Source organism: Cellvibrio sp. OA-2007, assembly GCF_000953825.1.
In the GTDB taxonomy this organism is placed as follows: domain Bacteria; phylum Pseudomonadota; class Gammaproteobacteria; order Pseudomonadales; family Cellvibrionaceae; genus Cellvibrio.
Genome location: NZ_BBUL01000093.1, coordinates 100773 through 123529, shown reverse-complemented (window position 1 = coordinate 123529; position 22757 = coordinate 100773). Strand labels below are relative to the sequence as shown.

Annotated in this window: 20 protein-coding genes; 13 read left to right on the top strand and 7 right to left on the bottom strand. The window is 50.9% G+C overall.

Going from position 1 to position 22757, the window contains the following annotated elements; translation table 11 throughout:
- The first annotated feature begins 90 nt into the window (after positions 1-90).
- From AWU77_RS20160 to xerC, 5 genes are read left to right on the top strand one after another with little or no spacing between them, the layout of a single operon-like run.
- Positions 91-234, top strand: coding sequence for a lipoprotein (locus AWU77_RS20160; protein ID WP_084618419.1), 144 nt, complete (start codon positions 91-93; stop codon positions 232-234).
- Positions 235-276: 42 nt separating this feature from the next.
- Positions 277-1524 carry a diaminopimelate decarboxylase gene (lysA, locus tag AWU77_RS14240; RefSeq protein ID WP_062064640.1) on the top strand — a complete coding sequence of 416 codons (1248 nt, stop codon included), beginning with the start codon at positions 277-279 and terminating at the stop codon, positions 1522-1524.
- A gap of 25 nt (positions 1525-1549) precedes the next feature.
- Positions 1550-2380: a diaminopimelate epimerase gene (gene dapF, locus AWU77_RS14235; RefSeq protein WP_062064638.1), complete on the top strand. Its 831-nt coding sequence runs from the start codon at positions 1550-1552 to the stop codon at positions 2378-2380.
- A gap of 4 nt (positions 2381-2384) precedes the next feature.
- A complete protein-coding gene (locus AWU77_RS14230) occupies positions 2385-3077 on the top strand; it encodes a DUF484 family protein (RefSeq protein WP_062064636.1) in 693 nt (230 codons plus the stop codon).
- A gap of 36 nt (positions 3078-3113) precedes the next feature.
- Complete coding sequence (gene xerC, locus AWU77_RS14225; protein WP_062064634.1) at positions 3114-4058, top strand: tyrosine recombinase XerC; 945 nt, start codon at positions 3114-3116, stop codon at positions 4056-4058.
- Between the two features lie 133 nt (positions 4059-4191).
- Here xerC and AWU77_RS14220 read toward each other — a convergent pair whose 3' ends face one another.
- Positions 4192-4716 carry a glycine zipper 2TM domain-containing protein gene (locus AWU77_RS14220; RefSeq protein ID WP_375600841.1) on the bottom strand — a complete coding sequence of 175 codons (525 nt, stop codon included), beginning with the start codon at positions 4714-4716 and terminating at the stop codon, positions 4192-4194.
- Positions 4717-5053: 337 nt separating this feature from the next.
- Here AWU77_RS14220 and glnE point away from each other — a divergent pair, with 337 nt between their 5' ends.
- The 7 genes from glnE to hldE all read left to right on the top strand — a co-directional run bounded on the left by glnE (position 5054) and on the right by hldE (position 16750).
- Positions 5054-8038 (top strand): bifunctional [glutamate--ammonia ligase]-adenylyl-L-tyrosine phosphorylase/[glutamate--ammonia-ligase] adenylyltransferase, encoded by a 2985-nt coding sequence (glnE, locus tag AWU77_RS14215; protein ID WP_062064629.1) that lies wholly within the window; start codon positions 5054-5056, stop codon positions 8036-8038.
- A 104-nt stretch (positions 8039-8142) separates the two neighbouring features.
- Complete coding sequence (locus tag AWU77_RS14210; protein WP_062064627.1) at positions 8143-9072, top strand: branched-chain amino acid transaminase; 930 nt, start codon at positions 8143-8145, stop codon at positions 9070-9072.
- Between the two features lie 118 nt (positions 9073-9190).
- Positions 9191-10282, top strand: a complete 1092-nt coding sequence (gene waaF, locus AWU77_RS14205) for a lipopolysaccharide heptosyltransferase II (RefSeq protein ID WP_062064625.1) — start codon at positions 9191-9193, stop codon at positions 10280-10282.
- On the top strand, positions 10279-12258 hold the full coding sequence (rfaP, locus tag AWU77_RS14200; RefSeq protein ID WP_062064622.1) for a lipopolysaccharide core heptose(I) kinase RfaP: 1980 nt from the start codon (positions 10279-10281) through the stop codon (positions 12256-12258). Before waaF ends, rfaP begins: the two co-directional genes overlap by 4 nt.
- A gap of 7 nt (positions 12259-12265) precedes the next feature.
- Positions 12266-13459 carry an O-antigen ligase gene (locus AWU77_RS14195; protein WP_062064620.1) on the top strand — a complete coding sequence of 398 codons (1194 nt, stop codon included), beginning with the start codon at positions 12266-12268 and terminating at the stop codon, positions 13457-13459.
- Positions 13460-13462: 3 nt separating this feature from the next.
- Positions 13463-15253 (top strand): lipid A export permease/ATP-binding protein MsbA, encoded by a 1791-nt coding sequence (gene msbA, locus AWU77_RS14190; RefSeq protein ID WP_062064618.1) that lies wholly within the window; start codon positions 13463-13465, stop codon positions 15251-15253.
- 72 nt (positions 15254-15325) lie between these two features.
- Entirely contained in the window at positions 15326-16750 is a 1425-nt protein-coding gene (gene hldE, locus AWU77_RS14185) for a bifunctional D-glycero-beta-D-manno-heptose-7-phosphate kinase/D-glycero-beta-D-manno-heptose 1-phosphate adenylyltransferase HldE (protein ID WP_062064616.1), read from the top strand.
- A 73-nt stretch (positions 16751-16823) separates the two neighbouring features.
- On the opposite strand, the gene AWU77_RS14180 is transcribed toward hldE, so the two are convergent.
- The 6 genes from AWU77_RS14180 to AWU77_RS14155 form a co-directional block, all read right to left on the bottom strand.
- Positions 16824-17978 (bottom strand): iron-containing alcohol dehydrogenase, encoded by a 1155-nt coding sequence (locus AWU77_RS14180; RefSeq protein ID WP_062064614.1) that lies wholly within the window; start codon positions 17976-17978, stop codon positions 16824-16826.
- A 91-nt stretch (positions 17979-18069) separates the two neighbouring features.
- A complete protein-coding gene (locus AWU77_RS14175) occupies positions 18070-18408 on the bottom strand; it encodes a Rieske (2Fe-2S) protein (protein WP_062064613.1) in 339 nt (112 codons plus the stop codon).
- A complete protein-coding gene (locus tag AWU77_RS14170) occupies positions 18405-19451 on the bottom strand; it encodes a S1C family serine protease (protein ID WP_062064611.1) in 1047 nt (348 codons plus the stop codon). Before AWU77_RS14170 ends, AWU77_RS14175 begins: the two co-directional genes overlap by 4 nt.
- Positions 19452-19469: 18 nt before the next feature.
- Positions 19470-20345, bottom strand: a complete 876-nt coding sequence (gene htpX / locus AWU77_RS14165; protein WP_062064608.1) for a protease HtpX — start codon at positions 20343-20345, stop codon at positions 19470-19472.
- 315 nt (positions 20346-20660) lie between these two features.
- Positions 20661-21458 carry a Crp/Fnr family transcriptional regulator gene (locus tag AWU77_RS14160; RefSeq protein ID WP_062064606.1) on the bottom strand — a complete coding sequence of 266 codons (798 nt, stop codon included), beginning with the start codon at positions 21456-21458 and terminating at the stop codon, positions 20661-20663.
- Between the two features lie 114 nt (positions 21459-21572).
- Complete coding sequence (locus tag AWU77_RS14155) at positions 21573-21866, bottom strand: TfoX/Sxy family protein (protein WP_062064604.1); 294 nt, start codon at positions 21864-21866, stop codon at positions 21573-21575.
- A gap of 210 nt (positions 21867-22076) precedes the next feature.
- Here AWU77_RS14155 and AWU77_RS14150 point away from each other — a divergent pair, with 210 nt between their 5' ends.
- Positions 22077-22757: a M15 family metallopeptidase gene (locus AWU77_RS14150; RefSeq protein WP_062064602.1), complete on the top strand. Its 681-nt coding sequence runs from the start codon at positions 22077-22079 to the stop codon at positions 22755-22757.

Here is a 22757-nt window from a genome sequence, read left to right as displayed (position 1 = left end):
GCGGGAGTGACGATGGCTATTTGCAGGGTTATACTTCCCCGTCTTTTATCCTGACCCTGTACGCTTACAGGGTGTCATCGGACTCTGGTTATGAAAATTGCAGTTGTATTGGTGTTGCTCTGCCTAAGCCTTGGTGCCTGTGGTCAGAAAGGCCCGCTCTATTTGCCCCAGCCCAATAAACCTCAGCCAGAAGCGCCTGCTCCGCAACCTGAGCCGACGAATCCTGCTGACTAATTCCTATTAATCCGCCCTACCGCTTTTTGATCGAGATTTCTTATGCAACATTTCACCGAACGCAATGGCGAACTCTACGCTGAAGATACTCCACTGAGCGCCGTCGCCGAGCGCTTTGGCACTCCCTGTTATGTGTATAGCCGCGCGGCCTTTACCCAGCAGTATTTATCCTACGCGCAGGCGCTGGGTGCACACCCAGGTATGATTTGTTATGCGATCAAAGCGAATTCCAATCTCGCTGTATTAAATATGCTCGCCAAACTCGGCGCCGGTTTCGATATTGTCTCTGGTGGTGAATTAGAGCGGGTATTGCTCGCCGGTGGTCAGCCATCGCGCATTGTATTTTCCGGTGTGGGTAAAAGCGCCGATGAAATTGCGCGCGCCTTGGACGTAGGTATTTTCTGTTTTAACGTTGAATCAGAAGCGGAACTGGAGTTGCTCGCGCAGATCGCCGCCGAAAAAGGCAAGGTGGCGAACGTATCGCTGCGGGTAAATCCGGATGTGGACGCTAATACTCACCCCTATATTTCTACCGGATTAAAAGAAAATAAATTCGGCATCGCCATTGAGCGCGCACCGGCGGTCTACGCACGTGCAGCACAATTGCCGAGCCTTGCAATTAAAGGTCTGGATTGCCACATCGGCTCACAGCTTACCCAGCTCACGCCATTTTTGGATGCGCTGGACCGTTTGTTATTGTTGGTTGATGAATTGGCCAGCAGCGGCATTCATATTTCCCATCTCGATTTGGGTGGCGGTTTGGGTGTGACTTATCGCGATGAAACGCCGCCGCCGGTGGCCGATTACATGGCCGCTATCAAAACCAAATTGGGCGAGCGTAAATTAGCGTTAATGTTTGAACCTGGCCGCTCCATTTCGGCAAACTCGGGTGTGTTGCTCACCAAAGTGATGTTTTTGAAACCGACCGAGCACAAAAATTTCGCCGTGATTGATGCCGCGATGAATGACAATATTCGCCCATCGCTATACCAAGCCTGGCAAAACATTCGCGCGGTAAAACCCCGTGCAGGTGAAGCTAAAAAATGGGATCTGGTCGGCCCGATTTGCGAGACCGGCGATTTTCTTGGTAAAGACCGCGATCTGGCCATTGAACCGGGCGATTTACTGGCGGTAATGTCCACTGGCGCCTATGGTTTTAGCATGAGTTCCAACTACAACACTCGCGGCCGCGCTGCAGAAGTGGTGATCGATGGCGATCAAATGCATTTGGCGCGGGCGCGCGAAACCTTTGAAGATATGATTCGCGGCGAAATGTTGTTGCCGGAATAAGTTGCGAGAGGCACTAGGAAAAAACATGCGTTTACGTTTTAGCAAAATGCACGGTTTAGGTAATGACTTCGTGGTTATCGACGGAGTCAGCCAAAGTGTGCGTTTAACGCCGGAAAAAATCCGCTACATTGCCGACCGCAATTTTGGTGTGGGCTGCGACCAAATTTTATTGGTCGAAACACCCGATACGCCCGATGTGGATTTCCGCTATCGCATTTTTAATTGCGATGGCAGTGAAGTAGAAAACTGCGGCAATGGCGCGCGTTGTTTTGCGGTATTTGTGCGCGAGCGTAAACTCACCGGCAAAAATATTATCAAAGTGCAAACCGCGGGCGGCTTGATCGAGTTGCGTGTGCAGCAAGATGAACAAGTCAGTGTCGATATGGGGGCGCCGCGTTTGCAACCGGCACAGGTTCCGTTTGTCGCCGATGCACAAGCAGTGACTTATCCATTTGAGGTGGCAGGTAAGAGCTACCAAATTTCTGCTGTGTCCATGGGCAATCCCCACGGTGTACTGGTGGTGGATGATGTGAAAACAGCTCCAGTTGCCGAGCTCGGCCCTTTAATTGAAAATCACCCGCGTTTTCCCGCGCGCGTGAATGCCGGTTTTATGCAGATTGTGTCGCGCAATGAAATTAATTTGCGTGTATTTGAGCGCGGTGTAGGCGAAACTCTCGCCTGCGGTACCGGTGCGTGTGGCGCTGTGGTTGCTGGCCGTTTGCGCGGTTTGCTCGACGCAACAGTGAAAGTAAATCTGCCCGGTGGCAGTTTGCACATAGAGTGGCCGGGTGAAGGTCAGCCGGTGATCATGACGGGGCCTGCGGTTACCGTCTTTCATGGACAAATAAAAATATAAGCTTATGAACGAAAAAATCCCCACGCTTGCAGATCCATTGGAACCGGAACAAATCGAAGCCTACTTGCGCGAGCATCCGGATTTTTTTGAACAGCACCAGGATCTTCTCGCCGAAATTAGTTTGCCCCATGAATCGGGTTCGGCGGTGTCGCTGGTAGAGCGGCAGGTGTCGATTCTGCGCGAGCGCAATATCGACATGCGCAATCGCCTGAGCAAATTGCTCGACAATGCGCGCGACAACGATAAATTATTCGACAAAAGTAAACGCTTGGTACTGAGCCTGATTGAAGGGCAGGATATGGGCGATATTATTGATGCGCTCTACTATAGTTTCGATAAGGATTTTAATATTCATTACACCAGCCTGATTCTGATTGGCAATGCCGACAAAATCCCCAGCAGTCAGGCGCGCATTGTGTCTATCAGTGAAGCGCGCGAACAGGTGGGCACGCTGTTGAAAAACAGCCGCGCGGTGTGTGGCACGCTGGGCGCCAAAGAAATGAAGTTTATTTTTGGCGAGCACGCGAGCGAGATCGGCTCAGTTGCAACTGTGCCGCTAATCCACGGCAGCGTGTTTGGTCTGCTCAGTGTGGGCAATCGCGACCCGCATTATTATCGCTCCAGCATGGGCACTTTGTTTTTGAGTTATATTGCTGAAGTGCTTAACCGTTTATTGCCGAAATATTTGCCGCGTTAACCCTTGATACTTTCTGGGCGCGCTTAGCGGAGATTTATGACCGACCTTTCTCCACCGGCTATTCCCTTGCCCTTCGCTGAACAACTTGCGGCGTTTTATCTTTATATTCGCAGCGAGCGGCAGTTATCCCTCCATACCCAAACCAGCTACGCGCGGGATTTGGAAAAATTCCAGCACTTTTGCGCTGAAAAATCCGTTAAAGAATTGCATATGCTCGGTGTGAATCACATTCGCATGGCTGTTGCACAATTGCATCGCGAAGGGTTAGGCGGGAAAAGTTTGCAGCGCTGGCTGTCATCACTGCGCAGTTTCTTTCAATTTTGTATTCGTCGTGGCTGGCTTAAAAATAATATTGCCGACGGCATCACCGCACCTAAATCCCCCAAAGCATTGCCCAAGGTCTTGGATGCCGACCAAGCCGCGCAATTTGTGCAAGTGGAAGGCGATGATTTTATTAATAAACGCGACCGCGCCTTGGTGGAATTAATTTATTCATCGGGTTTACGCTTGGCCGAAGCGGTAAGTTTAAATTTGGTCGATATCGACTGGAGCGATGCCATGCTCACCGTCACCGGTAAAGGCCGCAAAACCCGCACGCTGCCCATCGGCTCTCACGCCATTAGCGCACTCAAAGATTGGTTGGAAGCGCGCACGCTCTACACGCAAAATGATGAGCAAGCACTCTTCACCACCCAGCGCGGCCAACGCATCAGCCATCGCGCCGTGCAAATGCGCATGCAACAACTCAGCATCAAACAAGGCATGGACAACCCCGTCCATCCCCACATGCTCCGCCACTCCTTCGCCAGCCACATGCTTGAATCCAGCGGCGATTTACGCTTGGTCCAAGAACTCCTCGGCCACGCCAACATCTCCACCACTCAGGTTTACACCCATCTCGATTTTCAACATCTTGCGAAGGTTTATGATCAGGCGCATCCACGCGCGGGAAGGAAGAAAGATGTGGATGATGAGATGTAACGTGAAAGCAAAAGGAATATTGATCGTTATTGCATTGTTGTTTTTTGCTGTTGGTTATTGCGTATTAGCGTTAAATTAATCTAAAAAACGCACCCCAAGCAGAGGGTGCGTTGCGATAAAAACCTAATCGAGTTTAATCCGACTTTTGCGTAAGAACTAATTGGCCATCTTGTACTGGGATGCGTGAGCCTGGGTCGTACGACATTTTTACGGTGGATTCTTTTTCATCGAAACGATAGGTCACGTTGTAGCCGGTAATATCTTCGCGGGTTTCGTAAACTGTTTTGCAGCGTTGCTCAACCGTGGTGTAGGTGTCACCTTTTTGCATGTTGGCTTGCACTTTGTCACCGGCATAACCACCGGCAACTGCGCCCGCGACAGTTGCGACTTTTTTGCCGTTGCCGCCGCCGACTTGATTGCCCAGGGCGCCACCGACAACGGCGCCAATCACTTTACCGGCAATACGATTTTGGTCTTGCACGGGTTTTTGGCGCACAACGGTTTCGTCGCGGCATTCTTGGTGCGGAATTTTGGTTTGTTTGGTGATGGGGGTGCTGCTGATCACTTCTGCGTAATTTGAATCTTTCATTAATTGGTAGCTGCCGATTGCGCCGCCAGCAGTGGCAATGCCTGCGCCTAAAATTATGCCTATAACCATTGATCTGTTCATGTGAATCTCCTGCTGTTTTGCCCCTGAATTCGGGGGATGAGCCAGTGTAGTCAGGCCTCAACTTAACAAAACCTTAATAACAGTGGTGACAGACTCAGCTTGCGGCATAGCCGGCATTTACTCTGTGCGCTGGTCAACATTCGATGTCGGCTGGCATTACCGATGGCGTAATATCCCGTCTTGAACTTTACTTAACTGTGCTCTTTTCTCTGGGCTTTAATGCCTGCCGGTAAGTGTGCAATAGGTTATTGCCGGTATGGTTTGTTGTGGCTGCAGAGCTGTTAGTATTCCCCCTTATCGATACCGCGTTGACGAGTTTCTGTTTATGTTGAATTTTTCCGCAATTCCTGCCGAGTTACACGCCCAAGCCCAGCGCTACTGGGATCAATTTGAGGCTGCCATTCAAAATCAAAATTTGGCGCATCCGCGCGATTTGCTACCGGTATCGGTGACGGCGGATGAGTTTTCCCGCCAGTTGACCTGCGCATTTGTGGCGAGTGAGTTTATCGCTAAGACGGTGGCACAGCGGCCGCAGTATTTGCTTGAGTTGATGCAGTCTGGCGAATTATTTGATGCGCAAACCGATGCGCATTTGGATGCATTTGCCGCAGCGGTGAATGCGTGTAATAGCGATATGGAATTGGATAAATGTCTGCGCCACCAGCGGCAGATGGCGATGATTCGGATCATCTGGCGCGATTTGAATCGCATTGCGGATATGCAGGTGATTACTGCGGAGCTGTCGCGTTTTGCGGATAAATCCATTTTGCTTGCGGCGGAATTTCACTATCGCGCATTGGAAAAAATGTACGGCACACCCATCGGACGCGAGTCAAATTCAGCGCAGCCGTTTATGGTGTTGGGCATGGGCAAATTGGGCGCGGGTGAATTAAATGTCTCTTCGGATATCGACCTGATTTTTACCTATCCCGAAAGTGGTGAAACCAATCATGTCAGCCGCGCGATTAGCAACCAGGAATTTTTTATCAAGCTCGGGCAAAAATTGATTAAGAGTTTGGATACAGTCACTGCTGATGGTTTTGTGTTCCGTGTGGATATGCGTTTGCGCCCCCACGGGCAGAGTGGTGCGCTGGCGATGAGTTTTGCGGGCATGGAAGATTATTACCAAACCCAGGGGCGCGAGTGGGAGCGCTACGCAATGATTAAAGCGCGCACTGTGGCTATGGCGGGCGGCGAAGGGCAAATCGCCGCGCGCAAGTTACTGCGCAAAATGTTGCAACCATTTACTTATCGTCAATATATCGATTTCAGTGCGATTGAATCCCTGCGTGAAATGAAGGGTTTAATTGCGCGGCAAGTGCAGCGCAAGGGCATGAACCTGGATGTGAAATTAGGTGAGGGTGGCATCCGCGAAGTGGAATTTGTGGTGCAGGTATTTCAATTAATTCGCGGCGGGCGCGATGCGCGTTTGCGCAAACGTAAAGTGCCGGTGCTGCTGCCGTTTCTAGAGCAGGAAAATTATTTGCCGCCGGGCGCGGGTTCAGCATTGCTTGAAGCCTATATTTTTTTGCGCAATACCGAGCATGCGATTCAAGGTTATCAAGATAAACAAACCCAATCCCTGCCGACTGATCCGGTTGGACAATTGCGTTTGGCTTGGGTGATGGGCTTTGACACTTGGGATAGTTTTTTTGAAACCCTCAGCCGTTATCGCCAGTGTGTGAATGCCGAATTTAAAGCGGTGATTGCCGCACCGGAGGAAGAAGATTCCATCGACCAAAAAGTACTGAATTTTTGGTTGGGTTTATGGGAGGGCAGCTTGCAGGGTGAAGACGCGATAAACGCACTGGAGGCATTTGATATTGAAGGCGCGGCGGCATTGTTAAAAAACCTCGCCGATTTGCGCGAGAGCCGCACGATTCTGTCGATGCAGGCGAGTAGCCGCACGCGCTTGGAGGCGTTTATTCCGCGCTTGCTGCAAGCCTTGGTGCACGAGGCGCAGCGCGGCAAGTTGCCCCTGACCATCGCCGAGACATTTGCGCGCATAGTGCCGCTGATTGAAGCGATTGCACGCCGCAGCGCCTATCTGGTGTTGTTGGTGGAGAACCCTACTGCCGTGCAGCAGCTTATCAGCCTTTGCGCCGCCAGCCCCTGGATCGCCGATCAGCTTACGCAATACCCGGCGCTGCTCGATGAGTTGTTAACGCCCGAGAGCCTCTATACCCCGCCCGATAAAGATTTGCTGCGCGATGAGTTGCGCCGCGATGTACTGCGCTTGAATTGGGATGATCTGGAAGGGCACATGGAAGCCTTGCGCTACTTTCGCTCGGCCCATGCTTTGCGGGTGGCAGCGAGCGAAGTAACTGGTGTGCTGCCGTTGATGAAAGTGAGCGACTACCTCACCTGGATTGCCGAAGTGGTTCTGGAACATGTGCTGCAATTGAGTTGGGAGCATTTGGTCGAGCGCCATGGTCGCCCCAAGCGCGCCGACGGTTCAGTGGATACATCACCGGATTTTGTGATTGTCGGTTATGGCAAGTTGGGCGGGATCGAGCTGGGGCATGGTTCGGATCTGGATTTGGTGTTTATCCACAACGCCGATGCCAATCTCAGTAGCGACGGCGAACGCTCCATCGACAACATCACCTTTTACACCCGCCTCGGTCAGCGCATTATCCATGTGCTCAATACCTACACTCCCTCGGGCAAGCTTTACGAAGTGGATATGCGGTTGCGCCCGTCCGGCAACTCGGGGCTGCTGGTGACTTCGCTCGCCGCGTTTGAAAAATATCAAGCCAATGAAGCCTGGACTTGGGAGCACCAGGCGCTGGTGCGGGCGCGAGTGGTGGCGGGTGATGCGCGCTTGGCTGAGCTGTTTGATGCAGTGCGCCAGCGGATTCTGTCGCAGGCGCGGGATTTGGATCAGCTGCGTACCGATGTGAGCGACATGCGCCGCAAAATGCGCGAGCAGTTGGGTAGCGAGGGGAAATCCAAAGCAAATGCGCTAAACAGCTCCAAAGCCCCCGCGTTATTTAATTTGAAACAGGATGCCGGTGGTATCGTGGATATTGAATTTATGGTTCAATACGCGGCTTTGGCTTGGGCCGCTAAGGCGCCTGAGATCATCCGGTACACGGACAACATTCGCATACTCGGATCACTGGAAGAGGCAGGCTTACTCGATGCCCAGTCCGTGGCCCACCTGATCGCGGCTTACAAAGCATACCGATCCACCGGGCACCGCCTCGCGCTACAGCGACAAGAGGCGGTACTAGAAGGCGACAATCACTTCCTGAGCGAGCGCGCGCAAGTCACCGCTTTGTGGCAGCAGCTAATCGATCACGACTGATAGATCGCCCCGAATAGAATGCAGAGCACGGCTGAGGCTGTGTCTGACAATCCCGAAAACAGACTTTTTTACACAGAAATCTTAACAAAGAATTTGGAGTTGCTATGTCTTTTGCCGATCGCGACGGCGTTATATGGCTTGATGGTGAACTCATTCCCTGGCGCGATGCCAAGGTTCACGTCTTAACCCACACACTGCATTACGGTATGGGTGTATTTGAAGGCGTGCGCGCTTATAAAAGCGACACTATGGGCACTAGTATTTTCCGTCTGCAAGAACACACTGATCGCCTGTTCCGCTCAGCGCACATCATGCGCATGAAAATGCCCGTCACTAAAGATGTGGTGAACGAAGCGCACAAAATGGTCGTGCGTGAAAACGGTTTGGCCGAAGCCTATTTGCGCCCCATGGCATTTTACGGTTCTGAAGGCATGGGCTTGCGCGCCGATAATTTAAAAGTACATGTGATGGTTGCCGCTTGGCACTGGCCGTCGTACATGTCGCCGGAAGCGCGGGATCAGGGTATCCGCATTCGCACTTCCAGCTACACTCGCCACCATGTGAATATCTCCATGTGTAAAGCGAAAGCCAACGGCCACTACATCAACTCACTCTTAGCTTTGCAAGAAGCATTGGACAGTGGTTGTGAAGAAGCGCTGTTGCTCGACGCTGAAGGTTATGTAGCAGAAGGCAGCGGCGAGAATTTCTTCCTAGTGCGCGATGGCATTATCTACACCCCGGAATTGACGTCTTGTCTCGACGGCATCACCCGCAACACCATTTTCCAATTGGCGGCCGATTGCGGTTATACCATCAAAGAAAAACGCATCACGCGCGATGAAGTGTACATCGCCGACGAAGCGTTCTTTACCGGTACTGCGGCAGAAGTATTGCCGATCCGCGAGTTGGATGGCCGTATTATTGGCGAAGGTCGCCGCGGTCCGATCACTACCCGGTTGCAGGATTTGTATTTCAAATCCGTGCGCGGCGAATTGCCCGAGCACACCAACTGGTTGGCGCCGGTTGCAAAATAAAGTACGCCATAACGGAGCCGAATGGCTCCGTTATCGTTTTGGTGTTATGTATTTTTTGTTAATGGTTCTGCGTTAATACTGCTGCTGTTATTGTTCAACTTTGAATGAACTCTCGCCTATGACTGACATTGACTTTCCTGCTGAGCTAAAACAAATCCAAAAAATTTTGGTGATTGGCCCCGCGTGGATTGGCGATATGATGATGGCGCAAACCTTGTTTAAATTACTCAAGTTGCGCAACCCGCAAGTGCGCATCGATGTGCTCGCCTCGGGTTGGACTCGTCAATTACTCGCCTGCATGCCGGAAATTCATGATGTGATTGATATGCCGCTCGGCCACGGTGCTTTTGCTTTTCGCGAGCGGCGAGCGCTGGGGAAATCCCTCGCCGGGCAGGGTTATGAACAGGCGATTGTTTTACCCAATTCTTTTAAATCGGCGTTTGTGCCTTTTTTTGCCAATATCCCATTGCGCACTGGCTGGCGTGGCGAATTGCGTTACGGTTTATTAAATGACGTGCGTGTGCTGGATAAAAAACGTTATCCGTTAATGGTGCAGCGTTACGCCGCATTAGCCTTGCCCAAAAGCGCTGCACCGCTAATTGAATTTCCTTTCCCTGAATTAAAAATCGATCAAACCCAGCGGCCACAATTATTAACAAAGTTTGCATTGCAGCTTAATCGTCCGGTGTTGATACTTTGCCCTGGTGCCGAGTACGGCCCCGCCAAGCGCTGGCCAGAACATTATTTTGCTGAAGTGGTCGACGAAAAAATTCGCGCCGGTTGGCAAGTGTGGTTAATGGGATCTGCAAAAGATCATCCGGTGGCCGATGCCATCCGCAATTTATTATTGGATGAAGAGCGTGCGCAGTGTTACAACCTTGCCGGTGGCACCAGCCTCGCCGAGGCGATTGAATTAATGGATTGTGCCGATGCGGTACTAAGCAATGATTCGGGTTTAATGCATATAGCGGCGGCGCTGCAAAAACCGCTTGCCGTTATTTACGGTTCTACCTCGCCCGAACATACACCGCCGCTGACGCAGCAGGTGAGTATTATCAGTAATAAAATTGAATGCTCGCCGTGTTTTGAGCGTGAATGCCCGAAGGTGCATCACAAATGTCTGCGTGAATTAATGCCGCAGCAAGTATTAACGGCGCTCAATGCACTTATTGCTCAAGCTGCGGTAGTCACCGTGGAAGATGTTAAATGACATTAGCGTTTGCTATCTTTCGCTATTTTCCCTTTGGCGGTTTGCAGCGCGATATGCTGGCCATTGCCCAAGCAGCAGTTGAGCGCGGTCATCAAGTAAGTATTTTTTGCGGTGACTGGCAGGGTGAAAAAATCTCCGGCATTGATGTCATCGAAATAAAAAGCTCAGGTTTTTTTAATGTTGCTGGTGTGAAAAATTTTGTCACTGCCTTTCAGCAACAATATCAGCGTGAGCAATTTGATTTATTAGTCGGCTTTAACAAAATGCCGGGGCTGGATGTGTATTTTGCCGGTGACAGTTGTTTTGCGCACAAGGCATACCGCGAGCGAAATTGGCTGTATCGTTTGTCGCCGCGTGCGCGGTTATATCTCGCCTATGAGCGCGCAGTGTTTGCCGAGTCCAGCACAACCCATATTCTTTCGCTGGTCGCTAGCGAACAACAACAGTTTGCTCGTTATCACGCAACCCAACCCGAACGTTTTCACACACTGCCACCGGGAATTTCAGCGGCGCACTTGGCGTGTGCCAATCCGAGTGCAGCGCGTGTTGCCTTGTGCCATGAATTGGGTTTGTCGCGCGACACTAAAATTATTCTGTGTTTAGGCTCTGGTTACAAAACCAAAGGGGTTGATATCAGCATTAATGCTTTTGCTGAATTAACCCAAATGACTACCGATAAAATCGCTTTGGTGATTGTGGGTAAAGATGATCCGCACGCCTATCGCCAACAGGCGATGCAAGCGGGCATAGAGCAGTGCGTATTTTTTCTCGGTCCGCGCAGCCCGGTGGGTGATTTGTTGCATGCTGCCGATGTGCTGTTACATCCTGCACGCAAAGAGTTGGCTGGTAATGTCATTTTGGAGGCCATGTTGTGCGGCTGCCCGGTAGTGGCTTCCGAGCATTGCGGTTATGCGCATTATATTGTTGAACAGCAATTGGGGCAGTTGATTCCCGCAAATACATCGCCATTAGTCATTGCTCAACAGTTAGCAGAAACGTTTGCGGTGGAGAAACAAGCCTGGCGCGTCGCTGCAGAAAATTTCGCGCAAACAAGCGATGTTTTTTCTCGCCCAGCAGTTGCAGTTGCAGCGCTGGAAAAAATAGCGACTGCCAAAAGGAATGTGCTCGCAGATTTTTCGTGCGTGCAGACTCCTGCAGGGCATGATGTGATTCTGCGCGATGAATTAATCGATAGCTGGAAAGGGCAGGATGTATTTTCCTTAATGGAAAACATGCAGGGAACGATTGCTCGTGAGATGAAAGATCGCCAGACGCTGCGTTTTGAAATAAATGGGCGGGGCTACTATCGTAAATGGCATCGCGGCGTGGGTTGGTCAGAAGTCATTAAAAATTTGCTGCAGTTGCGCCTGCCGGTATTGGGGGCAAGTAATGAGTGGCACGCGCTGAATAAATTGCGTGCGCTGAATATTCCCAGCTTGATCCCTGTTGCCTATGGTGTGCGCGGTAAAAATCCGGCGCGCCAGCAGTCGTTTGTCGTGACCCGTGAATTAACTGATGTGATTCAGCTGGATCATTTTTTTGAGCAGTATTCAGTCGGTATTAAGGCCAAACGGCGCATTTTGGCCTGTCTGGCTCGCATTGCGCGTGAACTGCATGCGGCAGGTATTAATCACCGCGATTTTTATCTGTGCCACTTTATGCTGAAAACAACGTTCATCGCAGATCAAGATCAAGCGCCGGAAATCTACTTGGTTGATTTGCATCGCGCCCAGTTGCGGCCACGAGTACCAGAGCGTTGGCTGATAAAGGATTTGGGGGGCTTGTTGTTTTCCTCGTTAAATTTACGTTTTTCTCAGCGGGACTACTGTTATTTTATGCGGATTTATTTTGCTCAAAACCTGCGCGCTGTTTTTACACAACAAAAAACTCGGTTGGGCAAAATCGCCGTGCGTGCCTGCACAACCTATCGCCGCGATTTTGGCCATGATCCACTGTTGTTTGCTCAAAGGAATTAATGTTTTGATGAAACTGTTGCAGCGCGAGTGGCGCGAACAAAAATTATTGACTTGGTTATCTGCTGGTTTGTGGGTGTTTATCTCGGCGTTTTTGTGGTCACCCTCGCGTGATGGGCTGGAAGCAATTTACGCGCTCGCATTTTTTATTCCCATGTTGCTTGTATTGCTCTGGCGTAAACCAGAGTTTCATCAATATGGCGGTTGGTTTAGTGTGTCTGCATTGGCTTATGCAACATGGAGTTGCATGACTAGCCTGCGGGGCGATGGTACAGGTTTTTTAATCTTGCAACTTTTTATTCTCGCTTCCTGGCTGTTGGGTTCTGCTTGGGTGCTACACAAAAAAGTGCCGGATTTGAATAAGTTATTGCAATGGTTTTTATGGTTAGGTGCCGCGACCGCGCTGGTAAATATTGCAGTATTTTATGCGAGCCATCCGCTGGCAGCGCGATTGGAGGGAATTACTATTGCGCGCGCACCGACCTTGGTTGGGCAAGTCTACGGTGTGGTGGTATTGGTTGGAATTTTATTGTCGTGGCGCATCGATTGTTTCAAATGTGCGCTTGGAATATCACTTGTCTGTATTCCGGCGCTGGCCGCGCTGGGTTTATCGCAAAGCCGCGGGCCCTTGTTGGCCTTGGTAGTGGTATTGGCAATCGGTGTTTTTTGGCTGCGTCCCGCGCGGAAAATTTTGTTGGTGCAGTGTGTTGCCGCGCTGCTCGGTTTGGTTGTGTTATTTCTGTTTTTTCCGCTCGATCAATTATTGTTGGAGCGTGGCGCCTCATTACGCGATCAAATCTGGCTTGATGTGATCGCGCAAATGCGCGCCGAACCCGGTTTGTTTTTGTGGGGTATAGGTATGGGCGAGGCTACCGACATTATGACCTCTGCTGGCGAGTACCATCATGCCCACAATGCTTGGCTGGATATTTTTTATCGCACGGGTGCAATTGGTTTGTGTTTGGCTGCAGTGCATTTGCTGTTGCTGTTGTGGGCTGCGCGCCGCCATCTGCAATTGGCGCCGCTTGTACTTTGGTTTGTTTATGGCTGCGCGTGCCTGTTTGTTGATTCGCGCAGTTTGTTTTGGGAGATAGATGCCAAGTGGCTGCTTTATTGGGTGCCCGCAGCATTATTGGCGGCACTCATGTCGCGTGCAGCGACCAATGCTCCCCTGGTTGCAAAAAGTAAAATTATCACTGGATAAGTTATGAGTTCTGATCAGAAAAAAACGACCCTTATTGGCGATACTTCAGCGTGGGTGGTTTATCAGCGCCTGCTGACCTATGTAAAACCTTATTGGCTATTGTTTGTGGTGGGTTTTATTGGTTTTGCGCTCTATGGTCTGTCCAATAAATTATTTGTTCATACGTTGGAAAATTTGATTCACGTGATTTCGGATAACAATCCCGCAGACCGTTATCTGGTGCCTTTGCAAGTGATGGGTATTACGGTGCTGCGCAGCATTGGTGCTTTTCTTGGGGCCTATTATTTATCCAAAATTGCCTTTAGTGTGATTCACAATTTGCGCACTCAAGTGTTCAATCATATGACGCAATTGCCTACGGCACATTTTGATAAAAGCAGTTCCGGTCATCTTATTTCGGTGATTACTTACAATATCAATGGTGTTACTTCAGCGGCAACCGATGCGTTAAAAATATCGCTGCGTGAAGGTTTAACGGTGATTTTTTTATTCGCAACCCTGATTCAAATGGATTGGAAGTTGACGATGATTTTTATTCTGATCGCCCCGGTGATTGGCTTGTTAGTTTCTATTGTTGGCAAGCGTCTGCGTCGCCTGAGCAACAAAGTGCAGAATTCAGTTGGCGATATCACCCAGGTAACTGGCGAGATGATTAATGGTGTGCGGGTAATGCGCAGTTTTGGCGGTGAAGAATATGAAAAAAAGCGCTTCGAATCTGCCAGCAAAAAAAATTACCAACAGAACATGAAGATTGTGGTGACTGCCGCTGCCAATACTCCGCTGATTCAATTAATTGTTGCAGCTGCCATGGCGGCGTTGATTTTTATCGCGCTGAGTTTTATGGAAATTACCGATCCGGCGCGATTCGTCGCCTATATGACCGCAGCCGGAATGATGCTGCCTTCTATGCGCCGTTTGGGCGAAGTGGCGCCTGCAGTTCTTAAGGGGGTTGCGGCAGCGGATAGCGTGTTTACCTTACTGGATACCCCGGTTGAAAGCGATCAGGGTACGCATCAAGTGGCGCGTGTGAAGGGGAGCGTTGAATTAAAAAATGTAACGTTTTGTTATGCCAATCAACCCGTGCCCGCGTTAAATAACATCAATTTAACTGTGCGCGCTGGTGAAGTTGTGGCACTGGTGGGGCGCTCAGGTAGCGGTAAATCCACACTGGTTGGGCTGCTTAACCGTTTTCATGATTTAAGCTCCGGCGATATTTTAATTGATGGCATCTCAGTAACTGATTACACCCTTGCCAGTTTGCGCGAACAGGTAGCGCTGGTGAATCAACAGGTGACCTTGTTTAACGACACGGTTGCGGGCAATATTGCTTACGGTAGTTTGCAGACGCGTTCACTGGATGAGATTCGCCGCGCTGCCGATGCGGCTTACGCCACAGAGTTTATCGAACAATTACCGGAGGGTTTTAATACGATAATTGGCGAAGCCGGAGCGCGTTTATCGGGCGGCCAGCGTCAGCGTTTGGCAATCGCCCGTGCACTGTTAAAAGATGCGCCGATTTTGATTCTCGATGAGGCAACTTCGGCACTCGATAACGAGTCTGAGTATTACATCCAGGCCGCGCTGAGCACGGTTATGAAAGGCCGTACGACTTTTGTGGTTGCGCACCGATTATCTACCATTGAGCAGGCCGATCGTATTATTGTGATGGATCATGGTGAAATACTTGAGCAGGGCACTCATGTGCAATTGCTGGCGCTAAATGGGCATTACGCAAGGCTCCACGCCAAGCAGTTTAGTGAAGAAGAGCTCCCGCCAGAGCAGCCGGAGGTCTAATATGCAAGTAACGGCAATTATTGATTATATTGGAGGGGTGGTTTTAATGGACTACAACTATCGGAGTTACTTATGCATCTGATCATGCCTTATTTTGAGCGCGCCCATTTAGTGGTAGTAGGCGATTTGATGCTTGATCGCTACTGGCATGGTGCAAGCTCCCGAATCTCACCTGAAGCACCGGTGCCGGTGGTCAAAGTGAATCAAACCGAAGATCGCCCCGGCGGTGCAGGCAACGTCGCCCTCAATATGGCTGCCTTGGGTTGTGGTGTCTCGCTGATTGGTGTTGTCGGCGACGACGAAGCCGGTCAAATCCTCTACAGCCGCTTACGGGCGGCTAAAATCCACACTAACTTCCAGATCTCCAGAACCAAGCCTACCATCACTAAACTGCGTGTAGTCAGCCGTCATCAACAACTGCTGCGCATGGATTTTGAAGAAAAATTTGACGCTGGCGATAGCTCCGAATTTGTAGAAAAAGTAAAAGGGCTGATTAATCGTACCGATGCCTTGGTCTTGTCGGATTATGCCAAGGGCAGCTTGCTTGACTGCCAATCGCTGATTCGTATGGCGCGCGACGCGGGTATTCCGGTATTAGTTGACCCAAAGGGCAGCGATTTCAGCCGCTACCGTGGCGCAACCATCTTGACCCCTAATTTTCAGGAATTCGAAGCGGTAGTAGGCAAGTGCACCAGTGAGCAGGATATGGTCAGCAAAGGCGAGGAGCTGATGCAAGCGCTGGATCTGCAGGCGCTACTAGTGACCCGTGGCGAGCAGGGCATGACACTTTTACGTCACCATCAACCGGAGCTGCATTTGCCTGCACGTGCACGCGAAGTATTTGATGTCACCGGTGCTGGCGATACAGTGATAGCTACTCTCGCGGCAGTGATTGCTTCTGGGCAAACCTTGCCGGAAGCCACAGCGCTGGCCAATTTGGCAGCAGGCATAGTGGTTGGCAAGATGGGTACTGCGACGGTGAGTGCACCCGAGCTGCGCCGTGCGATTATTGCTGAACAGGGCGCCGAGCGCGGAGTGGTAACGGAAGAGCAGCTGTTGTTGGCACTGGAAGATGCACGGGCCAGCGGTGAAAAGATTGTTTTCACTAACGGTTGCTTCGATATCATCCACGCCGGTCATGTTGGTTATTTAGAAGAGGCGCGCAAACAGGGCGATCGGCTGGTGTTGGCGGTAAATTCCGATGCCTCCATTCGTCGTCTTAAAGGTTCTGGTCGCCCGATCAACCCGCTGGATCGCCGTATGGCCGTGCTTGCCGGGTTGGAAGCGGTAGATTGGGTCGTGCCCTTTGATGAAGATACACCTGAACGGTTATTGCGCAGGGTCAAGCCAGATGTATTAGTTAAAGGCGGCGATTACACTGAGGACCAGGTTATTGGCGGTCAAATCGTCAAAGCTTATAACGGGTCGGTAAAGGTGTTGAGCTTTTACGATAATTGTTCCACGACCTCGATAGTGAATAAGATTTTGCGTCAGTGATTTGTTCGTGGCTACTAACAAAAAGCCCCGCCAACAGAGTTGTTGGCGGGGCTTTATACGGCACTGTTGGTTCTTAAGCCGCGAGCTCCAAAATCTCACGCGATGCTTCAGGGGTGATGGCTCCATGTTCACCCAGCGCTAGCAAGTCGTGCTTAATCAGCATATCGACCAGATTGGGGATCGACTCGCGTCCAACACCATAACCGCTAAGGCTGGTCGGGGTGCCCATTTGTTCAAAGAAGTTTTTGGTTGCGGCGATGGTGGCATCGATCAGCGCATCTTCATCGGAGTGATTCAAATTCCACACGCGGCGACCATATTGCAGTATTTTTGCGCGCTTTTTATCGCGTTGGTGCTGCATCAACGCCGGTAAAACAACGGCGAGAGTTTGCGCGTGATCAAGCCCGTGCATCGCAGTTAGCTCGTGGCCAATCATATGAGTTGCCCAATCCTGCGGTACACCAACACCGATCAAACCGTTTAAGGCCATAGTCGCTGCCCACATCACATTGGCGCGCACTGCGTAATTGGTTGGCTCTTTGAGTGAGCGTGGGCCTTCTTCGATGAGGGTCATCAACAAGCCTTCGGCAAACCGATCCTGTACTTTGGCATCGACGGGATAGGTTAGATACTGTTCCATGATGTGGACAAAAGCATCGACCGCACCATTGGCAATTTGGCGTGGCGGCAAACTATAGGTTGTGGTTGGGTCGAGAATCGCAAACTGGGGATAAATAAGCGGGCTGCCAAAAGGGAGTTTTTCCTGAGTTGCGGCTTTGGTGATAACCGAGTTGCCATTGCTCTCCGTGCCTGTTGCGGGCAATGTCAGCACACAGCCAATGGGTAGCGCGGAGTTAAATGGCTGATGTTTGGCGAGTATGTCCCAGGGCTCGCCTTCGAAGTTTACCGCTGCAGCAATCAGTTTGGTGCCATCAATAACGCTGCCACCGCCGACTGCTAACAGGAAATCGACTTGCTCTTTTTTGACGACTTCTACCGCTTTCATCAAGGTTTCGTAGTGGGGGTTGGGTTCGATACCACTGAATTCAAACCAGATTTTTCCCTCTAGGGCTTTTACCACCTGCTCGTAAACACCGTTCTTTTTAATTGAGCCGCCGCCATAGGTCAGCAAGATTCGCGCGTTGGCTGGGATAAGATTGGCTATCTCTTTGATTTGACCCTCGCCAAAGACAATTTTGGTTGGGTTGGAAAAGGTGAAATTCTGCATGAACTGTATCTCCGGATGTGATCTGGTGTACTAGTGGGCTGCGACTCTACTAGTCAGTGGTTAGTAACTCGATCTGGTTTACGCAAATTTACTAGGTTGAGATGACTATATTGCCATCATCAATATGGAAATTTAGCGGGATTAATGCGCGGCCATTGCACGGGCCTGCGACACACTTACCGGTTTCAATTACAAACAGGGCGCCGTGATTGGCGCATTGAATCATGCAGCCGCTGCTGTCGAGAAACTGATCCTCAACCCATTCGAGGGGGATGCCAAGATGCGGGCAGCTATTTTGGTAGAGATAAATTTTACCCCGCTGTTTGACGGCAAATAGCTTGCGCCCGTCGTAGTTAAAACCCTTGCTGCCCCCTTCCGGAATATCGGCGAGGGAGCAAAGGCGGGTCTTATCCGGTAGGTTGGCGGTCACTTGGGGGCTGCCAAACGAAGGCTGCGGATAAGCAATTTGCCATCGCGCACCACACTAACATTTACCTTGTTGCCCGGTTTGTAGTGCTCCAGCGCGCTGAGTAGCTGGTCGTCGTTGGTGGTAGGGTAGTCTTCAATAGCGACTATCACATCGCCCAAGGTGATTTGCCCCCAGCTGTTGCGTTTGGCACCTTCCAGTCCAGCAGCCGCTGCCGGTGAATTCGGCTCCACGCGCAATATAGGTACGCCTTGGATCCCAATCTGCTGTGCCCATTGATCCGGCGCTACCGCGATACCAAGTACCGGGCGAACCAAGCGTCCGTGTTCAATCAGTTCAGGCACTACTTCTTTGACCGTGTTAACCGGAATCGCAAAACCAATACCGGCACTGGCGCCGCTGGGGCTGTAAATCATGGTGTTGACGCCAATGAGCTTGCCCTCTGAATTGAGCAGTGGGCCGCCGGAGTTGCCGGGGTTGATGGCGGCATCGGTCTGAATCACGTTGGTGATTTTGCGTTGATTGGGGGAGGTGATTTCGCGCCCCAAGGCACTCACCACACCGGTGGTGAGCGTAGCATCCAGCCCAAAGGGATTGCCAATCGCCAGCACTTTGCGGCCGACGCGCAAATCGCCGGAGTCACCCAATGGCAGGGCGCTGAGTTTGGCTTTTTTGCCATCGATTTTGAGTACCGCAAGGTCCCGTTCCGGCGCCAAACCCACCACTTCCGCTGGCCAATTGGATTGATCCTGCAGGGTGATGGTGATCTGCCGTGCGCCTTCAACTACATGGTAGTTAGTCACTATGTAGCCTTTGTCATTCCAGACAAAACCGGTGCCTGAGCCGCGCGGCACAGTCACCAGATCAAAAGAGTAGGGGTCGCGCGCGAGTTGTTGATTGGTGACAAACACCACGCTCGGGCGCGCTGCTTCAAACACGTCCATACTGTTGCGTTCGTCATCGGTAGAAAATGCCTTGGCGCTAGCGCCAGTCACCAGTGTCAGCCCCGCTAACAAGTTGATAATGAACCAGCGCCAGAGTCGCATACCTAGTCTCCTAGAGGGTTAAACCGCGTCACGCAGCGCTTGGATACGTGCTTCTAATGGTGGATGGCTGGCAAACAGGTTGCGCATACCACCGCTGATACCAAAGGCGCGCATAGTGCTCGGCAGCGGGCTTTCAACGCCTGCGTTCATTTCCGCCTGCAAACGCTGCAGGGCGCGGATCATGGCGCCGCGATCCGCCAGTGTTGCGCCAGCGTGGTCGGCACGGTATTCGCGATAACGCGAGAAGGCGGCAACGATCATGGAGGCCAAAAAGCCCAGCACCACTTCGGCTACCATGGTGGCGATCATAAAACCAAAGCCGCGACCGCTTTCGTTCTTGAGTAAAACGCGGTCGACAAAGTCGCCGATAATGCGCGCAAAAAACATCACAAAGGTATTCACTACACCTTGAATCAGGCTCAGTGTGATCATGTCGCCATTGGCTACGTGGCCAATTTCATGTGCCAGTACGGCTTTTACTTCATCGCGCTCAAATCGTTGCAACAAGCCAAGGCTTACCGCAACCAGCGCATCATTGCGGTTCCAGCCGGTGGCAAATGCATTGGATTCCTGGGCTGGGAACACGCCGATCTCGGGAGTCTTAATACCCGCTTTTTGGGAGAGTTCCACAACGGTATCGACCAGCCATTGTTCATCGGCATTGCGGGGTTGTTCGATCAGCTGAACCCCCATACTGCGCTTGGCCATCCATTTGGAGATAAACAGGGAAATAAACGAACCGACAAAACCAAAGACGGCACAGAACACTAGCATGCTTGATAAATCCAAACCGCCAGCGGTGCGATAGTTGCCTACACCGAGCAAGCTCAGCACAACACCTGCCACCACCATCACTGCGATGTTAGTTAACAAAAACAAGCCTATGCGTAACACGATAATATCTCCCGAAAAATTGATTTATGCACTGCGTTATACGCAGCGTCGCGGGAGGATATGTGTGCGGAGGGAAACAATTTCAATTGCTGGGGGTGTTAAGAAAGGAAAAATGGCCGCCACCAGGGCGGCCCAAGCAACCGTGTTAGCCGAGAGACTTTCGTAGAGGAAAGACCCTAGGGGTGAGAGGAAACACTAATCGACTTGCAGGGCGACTATTGCATCCTCTCTGCCGCTGTACAGGAGAAGTTGTGCAGCAGTAAGTTAACAATAATCGTTCTCATCTGTGCGGTCAAGCTTTTTTGAGAAATGTTCTCATTTGTGTTGAGGGGCTTTTAGTTGCAATAGCTGATTATTTAGGTGGTTGATTTTGGCGGCCATTTCTTCAATAAGACCCATGCAGATTTGTGGTTGATGCTCAATCAGGGTGATGAACTCTTCTTTGCGCACGGCTAACACGGTGCAATCGCTACTGGCGATTACCGAGGCGATACGTGGTTGGCGGGTAAAAACCGCGAGTGCCCCGAAGATTTCATTGGCGTGAATCTCGCCTACTTTGACACCATCGCAAACCGCGTCCGCTGCGCCTTCTAATAAAGTGTAAACCCGGTCGGCGATATCACCCTGATTGATGATGGTTTCACCCGTGCGAAAATGCAGAAAACCTGCCGATGGTTGGAATTCGGTGCGCAGCTCTTGGGTGAGCGCTTGTTCGTAATAGCTGATGCTGCAGAGCAGAAGATAAGCCCAGTTGCGCTGGGATTTGAGGTCGCTATTGGCTTGTTCAACCAGAGCATCGCGCTCATAGGCTTGCAGTGTTACCGGGCCGCTGCAGCTGAACTGCCCTTGGGGGAGGTTGAGTGAGCGCGGCAAGCCAAGCAGGTCGCCCTCTTCAAAATGCATAACTAATTTATTGTGCAGATAATAGTCGACCTGTCCTTCTACAACTAACAGTGCGCGAGTGGGTGGAATATCAGCAAAAATATCACTGGTGGCCGCGATGGTAAAAGGTTCATCGGCTGGCGCCACTTGCGTGCACAATAGCTCGGTCAATCCGCGCAATTTGGCGGCAAGTTCAGACATAAGGTCAGACTGTTTGGTTGGAAGATGCATAGACCCCTCGGTTACAAAAAAGCGCTAGTAAGGCGCTTTTAGTGTAGCCTGTGTCGGGGAAAAAACTGCACTTAAAACCTCAGTCTGTTAACCGAATAGTTTTTTTGTGAACGATTAGGCCGTTGCCTGGGAAAAATTTCCCTGATCGGGCATTTCGGCTTCACTCACTAGTTGGGCTTTTAAGTCGGGTGGGATATCGTTCCAGTGGATGTCCATCAGTGCACCTTGCAGCGCGTAGAGCATCACTTTGGAAACATTAATGTCGCGGGCTCGTATACGGCGATAAGCCTCAACCGCTCCAGTGCGTTTGAGGTCGGCGTAAGTGTTAATCCCTATAGCGCGGAGGATATTTACCGATGCCATTCCAAGATTCTTTAATTGCAATAACTCACTATGACAGGCAGTCATACAGTGCAATCTCCATTTATTATTATCGGGTATTGTGTTTTAAAATTTCCGTTTACTTCGCCGCCTTATCTTACATACTTGGAAGCCGTGTGCAATTGTTTTCTCATGAGTGCAGTGAAAATCATGACAAATGGCAGTTTGAGTGCAATAAATTGGCGCGGTATTTTGCGAAATATTTCATCTATAAATTGAGGTTGACGGAAAGCGCGCATGGTTGAGTATTCGCAGCAGTTGCTATTGGGCTTGGATGAATGCGAGTTAGTGGAATCACCTCTGCTAAGCTGCCGCGTGCATTCGCAGGTGCTTGAGCCGCTGCACTTTTTAGCGCAGCGCGCCGCCAGTGCCGGATTTGTTTTTAAGGTGGCTAGTAGTTATCGCAGCTTTGAGCGGCAGTTGCTTATCTGGAATAACAAGGCGCGCGGTTTGCGTCCGGTGCTCAATGATGCAGGTGAAGTCATCGACCTGAACCGCTTGTCCGAGCGCGAAAAAGTCTTTGCGATTTTGCGCTGGTCGGCGCTGCCGGGTGCTTCGCGCCATCACTGGGGAACCGATATAGATGTGTACGGCGCAGCGCAACTGAATCCGGATTATCAATTGCAATTGACTGTGGCTGAAACCCAAGGTGCGGGCCCTTTTGCTGAGTTTCATTGCTGGTTGAGCGATGAATTGGCGCAGGGTAATAGCGATTTTTTTCGCCCCTATGTGCAGGATCGCGGCGGCATAGCGCCGGAACCCTGGCATTTAAGTTATGCACCGCTGGCGATGAGTTTTTCAGGTCAACTCACCCCCGAAATCTTGCGCGCACAGCTGGCGCAAACCGAGTTGGAATTAAAACAAACCGTGCTCGATAATCTCGATGAAATTTATCAGCGTTTTATTTGTGTCGCTTGA